The sequence below is a fragment of the Streptomyces sp. NBC_00094 genome, from assembly GCF_026343125.1.
Classification (GTDB): Bacteria; Actinomycetota; Actinomycetes; order Streptomycetales; family Streptomycetaceae; genus Streptomyces.
On the sequence record NZ_JAPEMB010000001.1, the window covers coordinates 6,619,057 to 6,634,437 of the forward strand.

Sequence of the window (15,381 nt, forward strand, 5' to 3'; positions counted from 1 at the left end):
CATGGACGTCCTGACCGAAAACTTCGCGCTCTACGGCGAGGGCTTCCTCGGCACCGTCGAACTCACCGTCTACGCCTCGGCGTTGGCCCTCGTCCTGGGCTTCGTCATGGCATCCTTCCGGGTCGCCCCCGTAGGCTCCTTCCGGGTCTTCGGCACGGTCTGGGTCACCGTCCTGCGCAACACCCCGCTGACCCTTCTCTTCTTCGCGGTCATGCTGGGCCTGCCCCGGTTCGGACTCGTCCTGCCCTTCGAGGTGTTCGCGGTCCTCGCACTCGGCTGCTACACCTCGGCCTTCGTCTGCGAGGTCCTGCGCTCCGGCATCAACACCGTGCCGCGCGGCCAGGGCGAGGCGGCGCGCAGCCTGGGCATGACCTTCTCCCAGATCCTCGGCGCGGTCGTCCTGCCGCAGGCCTTCCGCACGGTCATCCCGCCGATCGGCTCCACCCTGATCGCCCTCGCCAAGAACTCGGCGATCGCCGGGGCGTTCAGCGTCACCGAACTCCTGGGCACCTACAAGACCTTGAGCGAGCTCGGCTACAACATCGTCTGGACCTTCGTCTGGATCGCCGTCGGATACCTGATCATCACCCTCACCATCAGCGCCCTCTTCCACGTCATGGAGAAGCGCTGGGGAGTCGCCCGATGACCGAGTCCACCGCCCTCTACGACATCCCCGGGCCGCACGCCCGACGACGTCACCTCCTGTACGGCCTCGCGTCCACCGTCGTGATCCTCGCCCTGGCCGGATGGTTCCTCTATCTCCTCTTCGACACCGAGCAGTTCACCTCCACCAAGTGGTCGCCCTTCCTCTACGAGGGCATCCAGGAACTACTGCTCGAAGGGCTCGGCAACACCCTCAAGGCCTTCGCCTACGCCTCGGTGCTCTCCCTCGCGCTCGGTGGGGTCCTTGCCGCAGGACGTCTCTCCGAGCACCGCGCGCTACGGTGGATCTCGACCCTGCTCGTCGAGTTCTTCCGTGCGATGCCCGTCCTCGTGATGATCTTCTTCATCTTCGTGGCGCTGAAGGTGCAGCCGCTGCCCGCGCTCGTCGCCGGTCTGACCCTCTACAACGGCTCGGTGCTCGCCGAGGTCTTCCGTACCGGGATTCACGCGGTCGCACGCGGCCAGGGCGAGGCCGCGTACGCGCTCGGCATGCGCAAGACGCAGGTGATGACCTACGTCCTCGCGCCGCAGGCGGTCCGGGCGATGCTGCCCGCCATCATCAGCCAGTTGGTGGTGGCCCTCAAGGACACCTCGCTCGGATTCCTCATCACCTACGAGGAGTTCCTGCACGCGGGCAAGCTGATCGCGTCCAACCTCGACTACGACCTGCCGTTCATCCCCGTCGTGCTGGTCATCTCACCGATCTACATCGGGATGTGCATGCTGCTCTCCTGGTTCGCCACCTGGGTGGCCCGCAGGGAGCGTCGCAGCCCGAAGACGAAGGCCGTGGACATCGCTCCGGCCGAACCCGGAACGCTGCTGCCGGGAGCGCAGTAGCTGCTGTGAAGCCCTGCCCGCCCGGCAGCAGCCGGTGATCACTTCTCCCGCAGCGGTACCGACACGTACGACGGGTCGGCCGACGGGGAGGAGAAGGTCAGCTGCGCGCCGGACGGGTTGTGCTCGATGTAGAGCGGGTCCACGGTGTCGACGACCAGGGCGAGCCGGTGGCCGGCCGGGACGTCGTACGCCGTGGAGAAGAGCTCCAGGTCCACGGGGAACGCCTGTCCCGCCGTCTTGCCGTGGAAGGTGTACGGGGCGTTGCTGATCAGCTTGCCCACGCCGAGAGGGCCCACGTCGTAGAGATACGCGACGAAGGTGCCGCTCTCCTTCGTGGACGTGACCGTGGTGTGCACCTTCACCGTGCCGCGAACCCGCTGGGGGGTGCCGTACCACTCCGACTGCCAGACGCCGGCGAAGGCGCGGTTGAGCAGGGGGACGGAGACGATGGGCGGCGTCTGGGCGATCTGGTCCAGGAGGTTGGTGAGCAGGGTGATGCCGCCGTTGGCGCCGGAGTCGACGTTCGCCCAGAGGTGTTCGCTGTCGGCGAGGGCGAACTTCCGCTGGTTCGCGTGGACGGACTTCCAGTCGGGGTAGCCCTCGTAGCCGGCGTCGGAGCGGGGCTTGAGCTGGACGGGCTGTTCGCGGTCGATGCCGTTGTCGACGCCCTTGAGGTGGCGGTCGAACCAGCGGTGGGCGTTCGTCCAGGTGTCGTTGGGGAGCCCGAGGAGGCCGGTGGCCTCGGCGGTGGCGTGGTCGCCGGGCCGGAACTCCAGCCGCTTCGGTCCGGTGAGCTTCTCGTAGAAGCTCGCGTACTGGTTGGGCGGGAAGATGGTGTCACCCCAGGCGTTGCCCAGCATGATCGCGGCGCCGTTGGCGTTGATCTGATCCAGGTAGGTGACGGGGGACCGCTTGCGGCCCCAGGCGATCATCTCGTCCTCCTTGTCGAGGTTCGACGAGAGGAAGTCGCCGAGGATCTCCTGGAGTTCGGGACCGGGACGCCCGGTGAGGAATCCCAGGCCGCCGAGCAGGCCGGCGGCCTGGAGGTGCTGGGTGCGGCCGCTGTAGATGGAGTCGATGAGGTCGGCCCAGCCGCTGAGCGCGGCGACGGCCTTGATCCGCGGGTCGTGGGCCGCGGCGAGCAGGCTGATCCCGGCGCCGTACGAGACTCCCGCCATGCCCACGTGGCCGGCGTCGGAGGGCGTGTTCGCGAGGGCCCAGTCGATGACCTTCGAGGCGTCGGCGATGTCCCTGGGGCCGGCGGTCTCGATCTCGCCGCCGGACTCCCAGAAGCCCCGTGAGTTGTAACTCACCACGATGTAGCCGGATTCGGCGAGCTTCTGGGCCTGGGCGAGGTACTCGATCTGCGGCATGGCCCAGCTGGTGGGCAGCACGATCAGAGGGAGGCGGGCGGAGGTGCCGGCTCCGGCGGGGGTGACGACGTTCGCCTTGAGGACGGTTCCGCCGTCCCCGGCGATGTCGACGAAGCGGACGGACGGGCCGGTCTCCGCCGTCGCGGGGGTGGCGCCGAGCACCGTCCCCGCCAGGAGGGCTGCGGAGACGGCGCCGACGGAAGCGGTACGCAGCGCCTTGCGGGGGTGTCCCACGGGTCACTCCTTACTCGTGTCATGGATACGGAGTGCAAAGTGACCCGACGGTAACGTCGAGGCCGTACCCGAGGTAACCGGTCGGTAAGTTACGTGCGGGTAACGATTGCGTGCGGGGCGTCCGGGTCCCACGCTTGGCCCGTGGAGCACAACGCCGTCCCCGAGATCCCCGCCGTCCCCGAGATCCCCGCCGCCGTGGACGTCCCCGCCGTCCCCGACGTCTTCGACCCCCGGATCTACGCCGCCGGGATCCCGCACGACCGGTTCCGCGCGCTCCGCGACCGGGCGCCCGTCGCCCGGCAGGCGGAGCCGGCGATCCTGGGATGGCCCGCCGGGACCGGGTTCTGGGCCGTCACCCGGCACGCCGACGTCGTCCGCGTGCTCAAGGACTCCCGTACGTACTCCTCGCACCTCGGTGCCACGCAGATCCGCGACCCCGACCCCGCCGACCTTCCCTTCATCCGGCGCATGATGCTCAACCAGGACCCTTCCCCAAGCTCTCGACCGCGTTCGAGCGGGGAAGCCCCCCATGGCCACGGGCGCCTCAGGCGGCTCGTCAGCCGCGCCTTCACGCCGGGCCGGATCGAGCGGTTCACCGCGACCGCGCGGGAGCGGGCCCGGGCCCTCCTCGCGGAGGCGGTCGCCGCCGGTGGCGAGGTGGACCTCGTCGGGACCGTCACCGACGACTACGCCCTGCTCAACCTCACCGACCTGCTCGGCGTGCCCGCGAGTGACCGGGGGCTCCTCCACGCCTGGACCGAGCGGGTCATCGCCTACCAGGACCCCGACGAGCCGCCCGTCCTCGACGCCGGGGGCCGGCCGGTCAACCCCCGGTCACCCGCGATGCTCTCCGAGATGTTCGCCTACGCCCAGGAGCTCGCCGCGTACAAGCGCGCACACCCCGCCGACGACGTCATGACCTCGCTCGCCACCTCCGAACTCGCCGACGCGGAACTGGAGATGTTCTTCTTCCTGCTGACCGTCGCCGGGAACGACACCGTCCGCAGTGCCGCACCCGGCGGTATCCTCGCCCTCGCCGAACACCCCGACGAACAGCGGAGGTTGTGGAGCGGCGCGGTCTCCCCGGACACGGCGGTCGACGAACTCCTGCGCGTACACCCGCCCGTGCTCTCCTTCCGGCGCACTGCCGCACGGGACACCGAACTGGCCGGCCAGGCGATCGGCGAGGGCGACAAGGTCGTGGTCTTCCACGCCTCCGCCAACCACGACGAGCGCGTCTTCCCCGACCCCCACCGTCTCGACCTGAGCCGGACGCCCAACCCGCACGTCTCCTTCGGCGACGGCCCGCACGTCTGCCTCGGCGCCCACTTCGCCCGGCTTCAACTCCGCTTGCTGTACGAGGAGACGCGCGAGGTCTGCGGCGAGGTGACCCTCACGGGGCCGCCCCGGCGCCTCGTCTCCAACTTCATCAACGGGATCAAGTCGCTGCCGGTGCGACTGCGGGAGCCGTCCGCGTCGCGGCGGTGACATCGGCCACCAGCTCGACCACATCGGGGCCGTAGGCCTGCGAGTTGACGACCTTCAGGAGGAGCACGAAGGAGCCCGAGCGGTAGCGGCGCGCCAGCGACTCGTGGTGACGTGCCAGATAGCGGGTCGCCGCCTGGTTGGTGATGGCCCGCTGTCCGCAGTAGAGGAAGACCGGCCGGCCGCCCTCGCCCGCCGTGAGCCGCGCCAGGATCACGTACTCGGACACGCCCACCTCCGAGAGGTAGTGATCCGAGCCGATCCGGAACTGGCCGCGGACCGGGCCCGGCTCCACCTCGACGTTCACCGTGAGACCCGGCAGCAGCGTCGCCAGATGGGCGTCCATCCGCCGGTTCGAGTAGGGCCCGCCGACACAGAACTCGGTCCGGTCCCCGAACCCCTGGTGCCCCTGGTCGTGCGAGAGGATCCGGGCCTGCGCCCCGCAGTCCTTGATCAGCGCGGAGAGTTCGAGCAGCGCGAACACGTCGAAGCGGTGCACCGAACGCTCGCCGCCCGACTCCCTGTTCACGACGAGGAGGCACTCGGAGTTCCCCGGCAGCCCGAAGAACGCCTGCTTGCGGCGGAGCCTGCGCCGCCAGAGGTACGTACGGCCCAGCCAGCCGAAGGAGGCGCTGAACCCGGTCGCGAGGACCCCGAGCACGATGTTGCGCACGTCTTCGTTCATGGGCGCGCATGCTAGCGGCGATCCGGCATTCGTTCGAGGCGGTCCTGACGGGAGACGGGACCGGAAGTTACGCTGCGCGGACGGTTGTTGACTGGAGGTTGGGAATGCGTCGATCCGCCGCTGGGAAGGTCTCCGCTCTCGCTGTCGCGGCGACGGTGCTCTCGATGGGTGCCGCCGCCCCGCCCGCGGCGGCCCCGGCGGCCCCGCCGCCACCGGTCAAGGAGCCCGTCGCGGTCGGCTACGGCGGCGCCGTCGCCAGCGTGGACGCCGACGCGTCGGCCGCCGGCATCGAGGTGCTCCGCAAGGGCGGCAACGCCGTGGACGCCGCCGTCGCCGTCGCCGCGGCCCTCGGCGTCACCGAGCCCTACTCGGCCGGGATCGGGGGCGGCGGGTACTTCGTCTACTACGACGCCAAGACCCGTACGGTCCACACCGTCGACGGGCGGGAGACCGCGCCGCGCTCCGCCGGCACCGACCTCTTCCTGGAGAACGGCAAGCCGATCCCCTTCGAGGAGGGCATGACCAGCGGCCTCGGCGTCGGCACCCCCGGCACCCCGGCGACCTGGCGGGCCGCCCTCGACGCCTGGGGCAGCAAGCGCCTCGCCGCGCTCCTCGAACCCGCCGAACGGCTCGCCCGCGAGGGTTTCACCGTCGACCCCACCTTCCGCGCCCAGACCGCCGCCAACGAGGCCCGGTTCCGCGACTTCCCCGCCACCTCCGAGCTGTTCCTGCCCGGCGGCCGACTGCCCGTCGTCGGATCGGTGTTCAAGAACCCCGACCTGGCCCGTACGTACGAGACGCTCGGCCGCGAGGGCATCGGCGCCCTCTACCGGGGACCGCTCGCCCAGGACATCGTGGACACCGTCCGCACGCCCCAGGTCCGCGAGGGCGCCACCCGGGTCGTCCGCCCCGGCGATCTGACGGAGCGTGACCTCGCCGCGTACCGCACCGAGTCCCGCAGGCCCACGAAGGTCACGTACCGCGGACTCGACGTCTACGGCATGGCCCCGTCCTCCTCCGGCGGTACGAGTGTCGGCGAGGCGCTCAACATCCTGGAGGGCACCGACCTCGCCGCCGCCACCCCGGCCGGCTACCTCCACCGCTTCATCGAGGCCAGCCGGATCGCCTTCGCCGACCGGGGCCGCTGGGTCGGCGACCCCGCCTTCGAGTCCGTACCGACCCGCGAACTGCTCTCCCAGCGGTACGCCGACTCCCGCGCCTGCCTGATCCGCGACGACGCCGTCCTGACCAGCCCGCTCCCGCCCGGCGACCCCCGGAACCCCGCGTCCTGCGCGAGCGGCGGCACCGCGGCCCCGACCACGTTCGAGGGCGAGAACACCACCCATCTGACGGCCGCCGACAAGTGGGGCAACGTCGTCGCCTACACGCTGACCATCGAGTCCACCGGCGGCAGCGGTATCACCGTGCCCGGCCGGGGCTTCCTGCTCAACAACGAGCTGACCGACTTCTCCTTCGCCCCCGCGAACCCGGCCGTCCACGACCCGAACCTGCCCGGACCCGGCAAGCGGCCGCGCTCCTCGATCTCCCCGACGATCGTCCTCGACCGGCACGACCGCCCCGTCCTCGCCCTCGGCTCGCCGGGCGGCGCGACCATCATCACCACGGTCCTGCAGACCCTCACCGGGGTTGTCGACCGGGGCCTGCCGCTCGTCGACGCGATCGCCGCGCCCCGCGCCAGCCAGCGCAACCAGACCACCACCGAGCTCGAACCCGCCCTGTGGAACAGCCCGTTGAAGGCGGAGCTGGAGGGCATCGGGCACGGCTTCCGGCAGAACCCGGAGATCGGCGCGGCGACGGGTGTGCAGCGTCTGCCGGACGGCCGCTGGGTGGCCGCCGCGGAGACGGTCCGCAGGGGCGGCGGCTCGGCGATGGTCGTCCGCCCGCGCCCTACAGGGCCGTGAGCACGCGCGGCCCGTCGTCCGTGATCGCGACCGTGTGCTCGGCGTGCGAGGCGCGTGAGCCGTCGAGGGTACGGATCGTCCAGCCGTCCCCCGCCGTGTAGTGGTCGTCCGTGCCGCCGCCGATGAGCATCGGCTCGATCGCGAGCACCATCCCGTGCCGCAGCTTCATGCCCCGGCCCGGTCGTCCCTCGTTGGGGACGCCCGGGTCCTCGTGCATGGCGCGGCCGATGCCGTGGCCGCCGAAGCCGTCCGGGATGCCGTAGCCCGCGCCGCGGCAGACCCGGCCGATCGCGTGCGCGATGTCGCCGATGCGGTTCCCGACGACCGCCGCAGCGATCCCCGCCGCAAGGGCCTCCTCCGCCGCGGCGATCAGCCGTGTGTCCTCCGGCCGGGCCCGGCCGACCGTGAAGCTGACGGCCGCGTCGCCGACCCAGCCGCCCAGCGTCGCCCCGCAGTCGACCGACACCAGGTCGCCGTCGGCGAGCCGGGTGTCGCCCGGGATGCCGTGCACGATCGCGTCGTTCACGGACAGGCACACGACCGCGGGGAACGGCACCGGAGCCCAGTCCGGGTGGTAGTCGAGGAAGGGCGAACCGGCCCCCGCCTCGGCCAGGACCTCCCGGGCCGCCCGGTCGAGCTCGGTCAGCGCGACGCCGGGCGCCGCCTTCTCCCGGGCGGCCGCGAGGGCCCGGGCCACCACCCGTCCCGCCTCGCGCATGGCCGCCAGGGACTCGTTCGTCTTGATCTCCACCATGCCAATTACTATACCGGTATTAGAATGGCGTCATGGTGCGCACACCCCTGACCCCCGAAGAGCGCGAGCGCGGCGAGCGCCTGGGCCTCCTCCTGCGCTCGGCGCGCGGCGAGCGGTCCATGGTCGAGATCGCGGCCGCGGCCGGCCTGTCCGCCGAGACCCTCCGCAAGATCGAGACGGGCCGGGCCCCGACCCCGGCCTTCTTCACCGTCGCGGCCCTCGCGGGAGTCCTCGACCTCTCCATGGACCAGCTCGTGGTGCTCTGCGCCCCGGCCCCGGTCTGACCGGGGTGGGGGCGGTCGGTCTCGGCGGGACCGGCCTCGGCAGGTTCGACCTCGGCGGGATCGACCTCAGAGGGGTCGGTCTCACCGGGATCGGCCTTATCGGGAGACGGCCAGCTGCACCCCGCTGTGGCGTGGGCGCTCGATCTCGTCCAGGAGCGCGAGCGCCAGATCGGCGTGCCCGATGCGACCCGGCCCGTCGACCACCGTGCCCACCGCCGTCCGGTACGTGCCCGTCCGCTCCGCCTCCGCGTTCAGGTCCAGCGGCGGCACCACCATCAGCCAGTCGAGCTCGGACCCCGCCTCGGCCGTGAGCAGATCGAACTCGGCCACATGTCCCTGCGCGAAGGCCCGCCACTCCGCGGGGAAATCGGGGGCGTCCATGAGCCGTACCCCGGGCGCGGTCTCCAGGGTGGTCGCGATCCCGAGGGTGAGCAGCCGCCGCACCCCCGCCTCGGCGAGGCCCGCGACGAGCGCCTTCGCCGCCGCCGTGAAGTACTCCTCCGAGGGCAGGTCCAGGCGGGCCGCCGCGTGCAGCGCCGCGTCGTGGCCGGCCGCGAGTGCCGCCACCGAGGCCGCGTCCGTCGCGTCTCCCCGTACGAGCGAGACGCCCGTGCCCTCCAGGTCCCGGTGGGCGGCCGGGTCGCGGACCACGGCCGTCACCCGGTGGCCGCGGGCCACCGCCTCCGCCACGGCCGCCCGGCCGACCCGCCCGCCGGCGCCGAAGACCGCGATGCGCAGGGTGTCGCCGCCGCTCTTGCTGTTGCTCGTGTCGTTGTCCATGACGGGACCGTAGAACGGGCTCCCCTGGTTACTTCAACGGTACTGGGCTAGCGTCGTGATCATGATCGAGCAGCCGTCGCCGCAGCCGCTGAGCCCCGACCTCTTCCGTCGGCCCGACTGCGCCGGAAGCCCCGGCCGGCCCATCCGGGTCGGCGGCAAGTGGACCGCGATGGTGCTGCGTTGCCTGGAGGACGGGACCCCGCGCCGCTTCACCGAACTGCGTGTGCCGCTGCACTGGATCACCCCCAAGGTCCTCACCGAGACCCTCCGCTCCATGGAGCGCGACGGCTTCCTCACCCGTACCGTCCACGACGAGAACCCGCCCCGTGTCGAGTACGCCCTGACGCCCCTCGGGCGCTCCCTCATCGGGCCGCTCGACACGGCCTGCGACTGGGCCCGCACCCACGCCCCCGAGATCACGGAGGCCCGTGCCGCGTACGAGGAGGCAGGCCCGGCGGCGTGACACCGGATGCGGGTCCGGCGGCCGACCCACGCCTCCCGCCCGCCCCACGCTTCCCACCCGGCTCACGCTTCCCACCCGACCCACGCGTGACCCCTGGTCCCGCCCCCCTGTGGCTCCCGGTCTGGCCTAGGCTCCCGGCATGATGCCCGATGAGCTGCGGCGCGGCCGCTACGTGAGCCTGACCACCTTCCGGAAGAACGGCACGGGGGTCGCGACCCCGGTCTGGTACGCGGTGGAGGGCTCCGAGCTGTACGCGTGGACCCGCTCCGACTCCTGGAAGGTCAAGCGGCTCCGTAACGACCCGCGGGTCGAGGTCGCCGTCTGCGACGTGCGCGGCAACGTGGCCGAGGGCGCCGCGCGGTTCCCCGGTGAGGGCCGGCTGGTCGAGGGGGAGGAGCTGCGCCGGATTCGGGCCCTGCTCTCGCGCAAGTACACCTGGCAGTACTGGCTGACCGACGTACCGGCCATGATCGTCCGGCTCGGCAAGCGTCCGCACACCGGGATCGTGGTGCGCTTCGGGGAATCCGACGGCCGAGGCGCCTGATCGAAAACGGACCGTAGTCGTCCCGTAACACGACTGCGGTCCAATACCCGCGGACCGGAAGGTTCCAGTCGACGGCGGGGCAGGTGCTTAGCGCATGACGGTGTATCAACTTCCGGTGGAAGTGGCCGCGTTCACGAGCTGGCTGGCGGAGTTGGCGAGCCGCCTCCGGCCGGGGGCCGGCTGGTACGGGGTCTTCGTCGAACGCGATCCCGAGGGGATGCGGGCCTGTTTCGACGGTACGGAGATCCTGCCCTGGGACGTCGTCGAGTCGCTGCTCCAGGACGCGGGGGAGCCCGTCGACGGGCCCCTCGTCGCCCGGGCCGGCGAGCTGTACGCGGCGGCGGCCGCCGCGCACGACCGCCGCCCCGGCGGAGCCGCCGCGCTCGCCGAGCGCCGCGGCCTGATGGAACGCGAACGCCGGTACGCCGAGTACCGCGCCCGCGAGCTGGGGGAGCGGCTCCGGAGCGCCCCGGAGCCGGCGGAGAGGGCCGGCCTGGAGAACGACCTCGCCTGGACCCGCGACGACCACGCCAGGGCAGCCGCCCGCGTCACCGAACTGACCACCCGGCTGGCCCGCCTCACCCCGGCCTCGGCTCCGGAGGGCCGGACCGAGCCCCCCGTGCCGCCCCCGGCGCACCCCCAGCCCCAGGCACCCGCGCCCCCGAAGCGGCGGCCCCGGGGCGCTCGGTACGCCTGGCTGGAGGAGAGCGCCGAGGAGCAGGCGGCCGTGCCCGTCCTGCCGACCGGGGGAGCGGCGCCCCGGGGGGCCCGTTTCGGCGGTGGCGCCGACCCGGCCGCGGCGAGCGGCGAGGCCGGGGCGCGTGGCGGTACGGATCCCGGCGCCGACCCCGTGGAGGCCGCCCGCGCCGCCGCCAACGCGGTCTACGCCCTTCAGCGGTTGCGCGCCCAGGGTCGTAGCGGCGAGGCGCACGCCCTGCTCTGCGAGGCGCTCGGCGGTCCGCCGGCCCGGCTGCCCGCCCTCGCCGAGGCGCTCCATCGGGCCGGTCTCGGCGCCGACTGGTCCACCCTGCTCTGGGAGGCCGCCTCGCTGCCGCCCGCCAGGCTCGCCGCCGTCGCGGGGGCCCTCGCCGACGCCGGCCGGCCCGCCGACTGCGAGCAGCTGCTGCGCCAGGGCGTGGCCCGCCCCGTGGAGGAGCTCGCCGGGGCGTGCGCCGCCCTGCGGGCCGAGGACCACCACCGCGAGGCCCACGCCCTGCTCACCGCCTTCGTCCGGGTCCGGGCCCCCGAGGAGGCCGCCCGCCTCGCGGGCGCGGACCCGCGCGGACTCGTCCCCCAACTCCTGGACGCGGCCCGCGCGGTCTCCCACTCCCGCGAGCGCGACCTGCTCCACGCCCTCCGCGTGGCGGGTCTCGCGGGAGCCTGACTCACGACGGCGAAGCGCTCTGGGGGTAGGGCTCGAAGGGACGTGTCATTCCATGCCTGTCCGTGTCGGTACGTGTCCGACGTGGACCACTCGGGTATGAAACATGATCGACGCCGCCGGTTCACGGCGGTGGTCTTGCTCCGGGGTGTGACGGGGCTTACGTTCTCCTCCTACGCCCCGCGTCTACGGGCGTAGAGGCTCTCTGACGCCGTGCCGAAGGAGCAGCTCATGACCGACGTCGTACGCGCCGCGCTCGTCCAGGCGACCTGGACGGGCGACACCGAATCCATGATCGCCAAACACGAGGAGCACGCCCGGGAGGCCGCCCGGCAGGGCGCGAAGGTGATCGGGTTCCAGGAGGTGTTCAACGCCCCCTACTTCTGTCAGGTCCAGGAGCCCGAGCACTACCGATGGGCCGAACCCGTCCCCGAGGGCCCCACCGTCCGGCGGATGCGGGACCTCGCCCGGGAGACCGGGATGGTGATCGTCGTTCCCGTCTTCGAGGTCGAGGGCGAGGGCTTCTACTACAACACCGCCGCCGTCATCGACGCCGACGGCACCTACCTCGGCAAGTACCGCAAGCACCACATCCCGCAGGTCAAGGGATTCTGGGAGAAGTACTACTTCCGCCCGGGCAACGCCGGCTGGCCGGTCTTCGACACCGCCGTCGGCAGGGTCGGCGTCTACATCTGCTACGACCGCCACTTCCCCGAAGGGTGGCGCCAACTCGGCCTGAACGGCGCTCAGTTGGTCTACAACCCGTCCGCCACCTCACGCGGTCTCTCCTCCTACCTGTGGCAGCTGGAGCAGCCGGCCGCCGCTGTCGCCAACGAGTACTTCGTCGCCGCGATCAACCGCGTCGGCCAGGAGGAGTACGGCGACAACGACTTCTACGGCACCAGCTACTTCGTCGACCCGCGCGGCCAGTTCGTCGGCGAGGTCGCCTCCGACAAGAGCGAGGAACTCGTCGTCCGGGACCTCGACTTCGGCCTCATCGAGCAGGTGCGGCAGCAGTGGGCCTTCTACCGGGACCGCCGTCCCGACGCGTACGACGGGCTGGTGCAGCCGTGAGCAGCCTGTACGACCGCCACAAGGCCGTCATCCCCGACTGGGTCGCCCTCTACTACCGCGACCCCATCGAGATCACCCACGGCGAGGGCCGCCACGTCTGGGACGCCGAGGGGCGCAGGTACCTCGACTTCTTCGGCGGCATCCTCACCACCATGACCGCGCACGCCCTGCCCGAGGTCACCAAGGCCGTCGCCGAGCAGGCCGGACGGATCATCCACTCCTCGACGCTCTACCTCAACCGGCCCATGGTGGAGCTCGCCGAGCGGATCGCCGGCCTCTCCGGCATCCCCGACGCCCGGGTCTTCTTCACCACCTCCGGCACCGAGGCCAACGACACGGCCCTGCTCCTGGCCACCGCGTACCGCCGCTCGAACCAGATCCTGGCGATGCGCAACAGCTACCACGGCCGCTCCTTCTCCACCGTCGGCATCACCGGCAACCGCGCCTGGTCGCCGACGAGCCTCTCCCCGCTCCAGACGCTGTACGTCCACGGAGGCGTCCGCAACCGCGGCCCCTACGCCCAGTACACCGACGAGCGGTTCATCGAGGCCTGCGTCGCCGATCTCGAAGACCTCCTCGGCCACACCCGGGACGTCGCCGCCCTCATCGCCGAGCCCGTCCAGGGCGTCGGAGGCTTCACCTCCCCGCCCGACGGCCTGTACGCCGCGTTCCGCCGTGTCCTCGACCGGCACGGCATCCTCTGGATCGCCGACGAGGTCCAGACCGGCTGGGGCCGTACGGGCGACCACTTCTGGGGCTGGCAGGCCCACGGTCAGGCCGGTCCGCCCGACATCCTCACCTTCGCGAAGGGCATCGGGAACGGCATGTCCATCGGCGGGGTCGTCGCCCGCGCCGAGATCATGAACTGCGTCGACGCCAACTCCATCTCCACCTTCGGCGGTTCACCGATCACGATGGCCGCGGGCCTCGCCAACCTCGCGTACCTCCTGGAGCACGACCTGCAGGGCAACGCCCGCCGCGTCGGCGGCCTCCTCATCGAACGCGTGCGGGCCGCCGCGGCCGGTGTCGACGCCGTCCGGGAGGTACGGGGCCGCGGACTCATGATCGGCATCGAACTCACCGAGCCGGGCACCGACCGCGCCAACCCGGAGGCGGCCTCCGCCGTCCTGGAGGCGGCCCGGCAGGGCGGCCTCCTCATCGGCAAGGGCGGCGGACACAACACCAGTGCCCTGCGCATCGCCCCGCCGCTCTCGCTCACCGTCGCCGAGGCCGAGGAAGGCGCCGCCCTCCTCGAAGAGGCGCTCGGAGCCCTGTAGTCGACCCCTTCTCACGCAGGAGTGTCCCGTGAGCACCCGTACCCCCATCCGGCGCGGCCCCGTCGCCACCGCGGCCGACGCCCCCACCCACGGGGAACCGCCCTTCGGCGGCACCGCCCCCTCCGATACGGGCATGGCCCCTGCCCCTGCCCCTGCCCCTGCCCTTGCCCCTGCCCCTGCCGGTGGTCGCGTGGTCGGCGATCGGCGTGAAGGGAACTCCGGGAAATGACCAGGACTCTGATTACCGGCGGGCTCGTGATCACGGCCGCCGACGAGATCCACGCGGACGTACTGATCGAGCATGGCCGGGTGGTGGCGTTGGCGGCGCCGGGAAGCCAGCAGTGGACGGCCGACCGGGTGATCGACGCGTCGCAGAAGTACGTGATCCCGGGCGGCGTCGACGCGCACACGCACATGGAGTTGCCGTTCGGCGGCACGTTCGCGTCGGACACGTTCGAGACGGGGACGCGGGCCGCGGCGTGGGGCGGGACGACGACGATCGTCGATTTCGCGGTGCAGTCGAGGGGGGAGTCGCTGCAAGCCGGGCTGAACACCTGGCATGAGAAGGCGGACGGGAAATGTGCGATCGACTACGCCTTCCACATGATCATGTCGGACGTGAACGAGTCGACGCTGAGGGAGATGCCGAAGCTCATCGAGCACGGCGTTTCCTCGTTCAAGCTGTTCATGGCGTATCCGGGGGTCTTCTATTCGGATGACGGGCAGATCCTGCGGGCGATGCAGGTGGCCGGTGATACGGGCGGACTGATCATGATGCACGCGGAGAACGGCATCGCGATCGACGTCCTCGTCGAGCAGGCCCTGGCCCGCGGCGAGACCGACCCCCGCTATCACGGGGAGGTCCGCAAGGCCCTCCTCGAAGCGGAGGCGACCCACCGGGCCATCCAGCTCGCCCGGGTGGCCGGGGCTCCCCTGTACGTCGTGCACGTATCGGCGGAGGAGGCGGTCGCGGAGTTGGCGGCGGCCCGGGACAAGGGCCTCCCGGTCTTCGGGGAGACCTGCCCGCAGTACCTGTTCCTGTCGACGGACAACCTCGCGGAGCCGGACTTCCAAGGCGCCAAGTACGTCTGCTCCACCCCGCTCCGGCCGAAGGAGCATCAGGCGGCGCTGTGGCGGGGGCTGCGGACGAACGACCTCCAGGTCGTCTCGACCGACCACTGCCCGTTCTGCTTCGTCGGTCAGAAGGAGCTGGGCCGGGGCGACTTCTCGAAGATCCCGAACGGCCTTCCGGGCGTCGAGAACCGTATGGACCTGCTCCACCAGGCCGTCGTCGAAGGACACATCTCGCGCCGCCGCTGGATCGAGATCGCCTGCGCGAGCCCGGCCCGGATGTTCGGCCTCTACCCGCAGAAGGGCACGATCGCGCCGGGTGCCGACGCGGACATCGTCATCTACGACCCGCACGTCGCCCAGACCCTGTCCGCCGAGACCCACCACATGAACGTCGACTACTCGGCGTACGAGGGGAAGACGGTCACCGGTCAGGTCGAGACCGTCCTCTCACGGGGCGAGGTCGTCATCGACCAGCGCACGTACGTGGGCCACGCAGGCCACGGCACGTTCGTGCCGCGCTCCACCTGTCAGTACCTGACCTAGGAGAACGA

General features: G+C 71.7%; 15 protein-coding genes. 11 read left to right on the forward strand and 4 right to left on the reverse strand.

Annotated features, from left to right (window positions below; all coding sequences use genetic code 11):
- Position 1: 1 nt before the first annotated feature.
- Both OG580_RS29435 and OG580_RS29440 read left to right on the forward strand, forming a co-directional pair.
- Positions 2-646, forward strand: a complete 645-nt coding sequence (locus OG580_RS29435) for an amino acid ABC transporter permease (protein ID WP_267046671.1) — start codon at positions 2-4, stop codon at positions 644-646.
- Positions 643-1,500 (forward strand): amino acid ABC transporter permease, encoded by an 858-nt coding sequence (locus tag OG580_RS29440; protein WP_267046672.1) that lies wholly within the window; start codon positions 643-645, stop codon positions 1,498-1,500. The genes OG580_RS29435 and OG580_RS29440 overlap by 4 nt, the downstream gene beginning before the upstream one ends.
- 38 nt (positions 1,501-1,538) lie before the next feature.
- Here OG580_RS29440 and OG580_RS29445 read toward each other — a convergent pair whose 3' ends face one another.
- Positions 1,539-3,107 (reverse strand): CocE/NonD family hydrolase, encoded by a 1,569-nt coding sequence (locus tag OG580_RS29445; RefSeq protein ID WP_267046673.1) that lies wholly within the window; start codon positions 3,105-3,107, stop codon positions 1,539-1,541.
- A 195-nt stretch (positions 3,108-3,302) separates the two neighbouring features.
- On the opposite strand from OG580_RS29445, the gene OG580_RS29450 reads away from it, so the two are divergent.
- A complete protein-coding gene (locus tag OG580_RS29450) occupies positions 3,303-4,595 on the forward strand; it encodes a cytochrome P450 (RefSeq protein WP_267048172.1) in 1,293 nt (430 codons plus the stop codon).
- Here the strand turns inward: OG580_RS29450 and OG580_RS29455 are convergent.
- Complete coding sequence (locus tag OG580_RS29455) at positions 4,546-5,277, reverse strand: hypothetical protein (protein WP_267046674.1); 732 nt, start codon at positions 5,275-5,277, stop codon at positions 4,546-4,548. The genes OG580_RS29450 and OG580_RS29455 overlap by 50 nt on opposite strands.
- A gap of 104 nt (positions 5,278-5,381) precedes the next feature.
- Here OG580_RS29455 and ggt point away from each other — a divergent pair, with 104 nt between their 5' ends.
- Positions 5,382-7,199, forward strand: coding sequence for a gamma-glutamyltransferase (gene ggt / locus OG580_RS29460; protein ID WP_267046675.1), 1,818 nt, complete (start codon positions 5,382-5,384; stop codon positions 7,197-7,199).
- Here ggt and map read toward each other — a convergent pair.
- Entirely contained in the window at positions 7,186-7,953 is a 768-nt protein-coding gene (gene map / locus OG580_RS29465) for a type I methionyl aminopeptidase (RefSeq protein ID WP_267046676.1), read from the reverse strand. The two genes, ggt and map, sit on opposite strands and share 14 nt — an antisense overlap.
- A gap of 32 nt (positions 7,954-7,985) precedes the next feature.
- On the opposite strand from map, the gene OG580_RS29470 reads away from it, so the two are divergent.
- Positions 7,986-8,237: a helix-turn-helix domain-containing protein gene (locus tag OG580_RS29470; protein ID WP_267046677.1), complete on the forward strand. Its 252-nt coding sequence runs from the start codon at positions 7,986-7,988 to the stop codon at positions 8,235-8,237.
- A gap of 96 nt (positions 8,238-8,333) precedes the next feature.
- Here OG580_RS29470 and OG580_RS29475 read toward each other — a convergent pair whose 3' ends face one another.
- Complete coding sequence (locus OG580_RS29475) at positions 8,334-9,017, reverse strand: NAD(P)-dependent oxidoreductase (RefSeq protein WP_267046678.1); 684 nt, start codon at positions 9,015-9,017, stop codon at positions 8,334-8,336.
- A 61-nt stretch (positions 9,018-9,078) separates the two neighbouring features.
- Here OG580_RS29475 and OG580_RS29480 point away from each other — a divergent pair, with 61 nt between their 5' ends.
- The 6 genes from OG580_RS29480 to hydA all read left to right on the forward strand — a co-directional run bounded on the left by OG580_RS29480 (position 9,079) and on the right by hydA (position 15,373).
- Positions 9,079-9,480, forward strand: a complete 402-nt coding sequence (locus OG580_RS29480) for a helix-turn-helix domain-containing protein (protein ID WP_267046679.1) — start codon at positions 9,079-9,081, stop codon at positions 9,478-9,480.
- Between the two features lie 139 nt (positions 9,481-9,619).
- Complete coding sequence (locus tag OG580_RS29485) at positions 9,620-10,024, forward strand: PPOX class F420-dependent oxidoreductase (RefSeq protein WP_267046680.1); 405 nt, start codon at positions 9,620-9,622, stop codon at positions 10,022-10,024.
- Between the two features lie 94 nt (positions 10,025-10,118).
- Complete coding sequence (locus OG580_RS29490; protein ID WP_267046681.1) at positions 10,119-11,408, forward strand: UL36 very large tegument protein; 1,290 nt, start codon at positions 10,119-10,121, stop codon at positions 11,406-11,408.
- Between the two features lie 228 nt (positions 11,409-11,636).
- On the forward strand, positions 11,637-12,479 hold the full coding sequence (locus tag OG580_RS29495; RefSeq protein WP_267046682.1) for a nitrilase-related carbon-nitrogen hydrolase: 843 nt from the start codon (positions 11,637-11,639) through the stop codon (positions 12,477-12,479).
- Positions 12,476-13,756 carry an aspartate aminotransferase family protein gene (locus tag OG580_RS29500; protein WP_267046683.1) on the forward strand — a complete coding sequence of 427 codons (1,281 nt, stop codon included), beginning with the start codon at positions 12,476-12,478 and terminating at the stop codon, positions 13,754-13,756. The genes OG580_RS29495 and OG580_RS29500 overlap by 4 nt, the downstream gene beginning before the upstream one ends.
- Positions 13,757-13,981: 225 nt before the next feature.
- Positions 13,982-15,373: a dihydropyrimidinase gene (gene hydA, locus OG580_RS29505; protein ID WP_267046684.1), complete on the forward strand. Its 1,392-nt coding sequence runs from the start codon at positions 13,982-13,984 to the stop codon at positions 15,371-15,373.
- Positions 15,374-15,381 lie beyond the last annotated feature (8 nt).

Coding starts and splice junctions, on each gene's coding strand:
- OG580_RS29470 (WP_267046677.1), top strand. CDS start 7,986: ATGGTGCGCACACCCCTGACCCCCGAAGAGCGCGAGCGCGGCGAGCGC.
- OG580_RS29455 (WP_267046674.1), bottom strand. CDS start 5,277: ATGAACGAAGACGTGCGCAACATCGTGCTCGGGGTCCTCGCGACCGGG.
- hydA (WP_267046684.1), top strand. CDS start 13,982: ATGACCAGGACTCTGATTACCGGCGGGCTCGTGATCACGGCCGCCGAC.
- OG580_RS29490 (WP_267046681.1), top strand. CDS start 10,119: ATGACGGTGTATCAACTTCCGGTGGAAGTGGCCGCGTTCACGAGCTGG.
- OG580_RS29435 (WP_267046671.1), top strand. CDS start 2: ATGGACGTCCTGACCGAAAACTTCGCGCTCTACGGCGAGGGCTTCCTC.
- map (WP_267046676.1), bottom strand. CDS start 7,953: ATGGTGGAGATCAAGACGAACGAGTCCCTGGCGGCCATGCGCGAGGCG.
- OG580_RS29475 (WP_267046678.1), bottom strand. CDS start 9,017: ATGGACAACGACACGAGCAACAGCAAGAGCGGCGGCGACACCCTGCGC.
- OG580_RS29485 (WP_267046680.1), top strand. CDS start 9,620: ATGATGCCCGATGAGCTGCGGCGCGGCCGCTACGTGAGCCTGACCACC.
- OG580_RS29440 (WP_267046672.1), top strand. CDS start 643: ATGACCGAGTCCACCGCCCTCTACGACATCCCCGGGCCGCACGCCCGA.
- OG580_RS29480 (WP_267046679.1), top strand. CDS start 9,079: ATGATCGAGCAGCCGTCGCCGCAGCCGCTGAGCCCCGACCTCTTCCGT.
- ggt (WP_267046675.1), top strand. CDS start 5,382: ATGCGTCGATCCGCCGCTGGGAAGGTCTCCGCTCTCGCTGTCGCGGCG.
- OG580_RS29495 (WP_267046682.1), top strand. CDS start 11,637: ATGACCGACGTCGTACGCGCCGCGCTCGTCCAGGCGACCTGGACGGGC.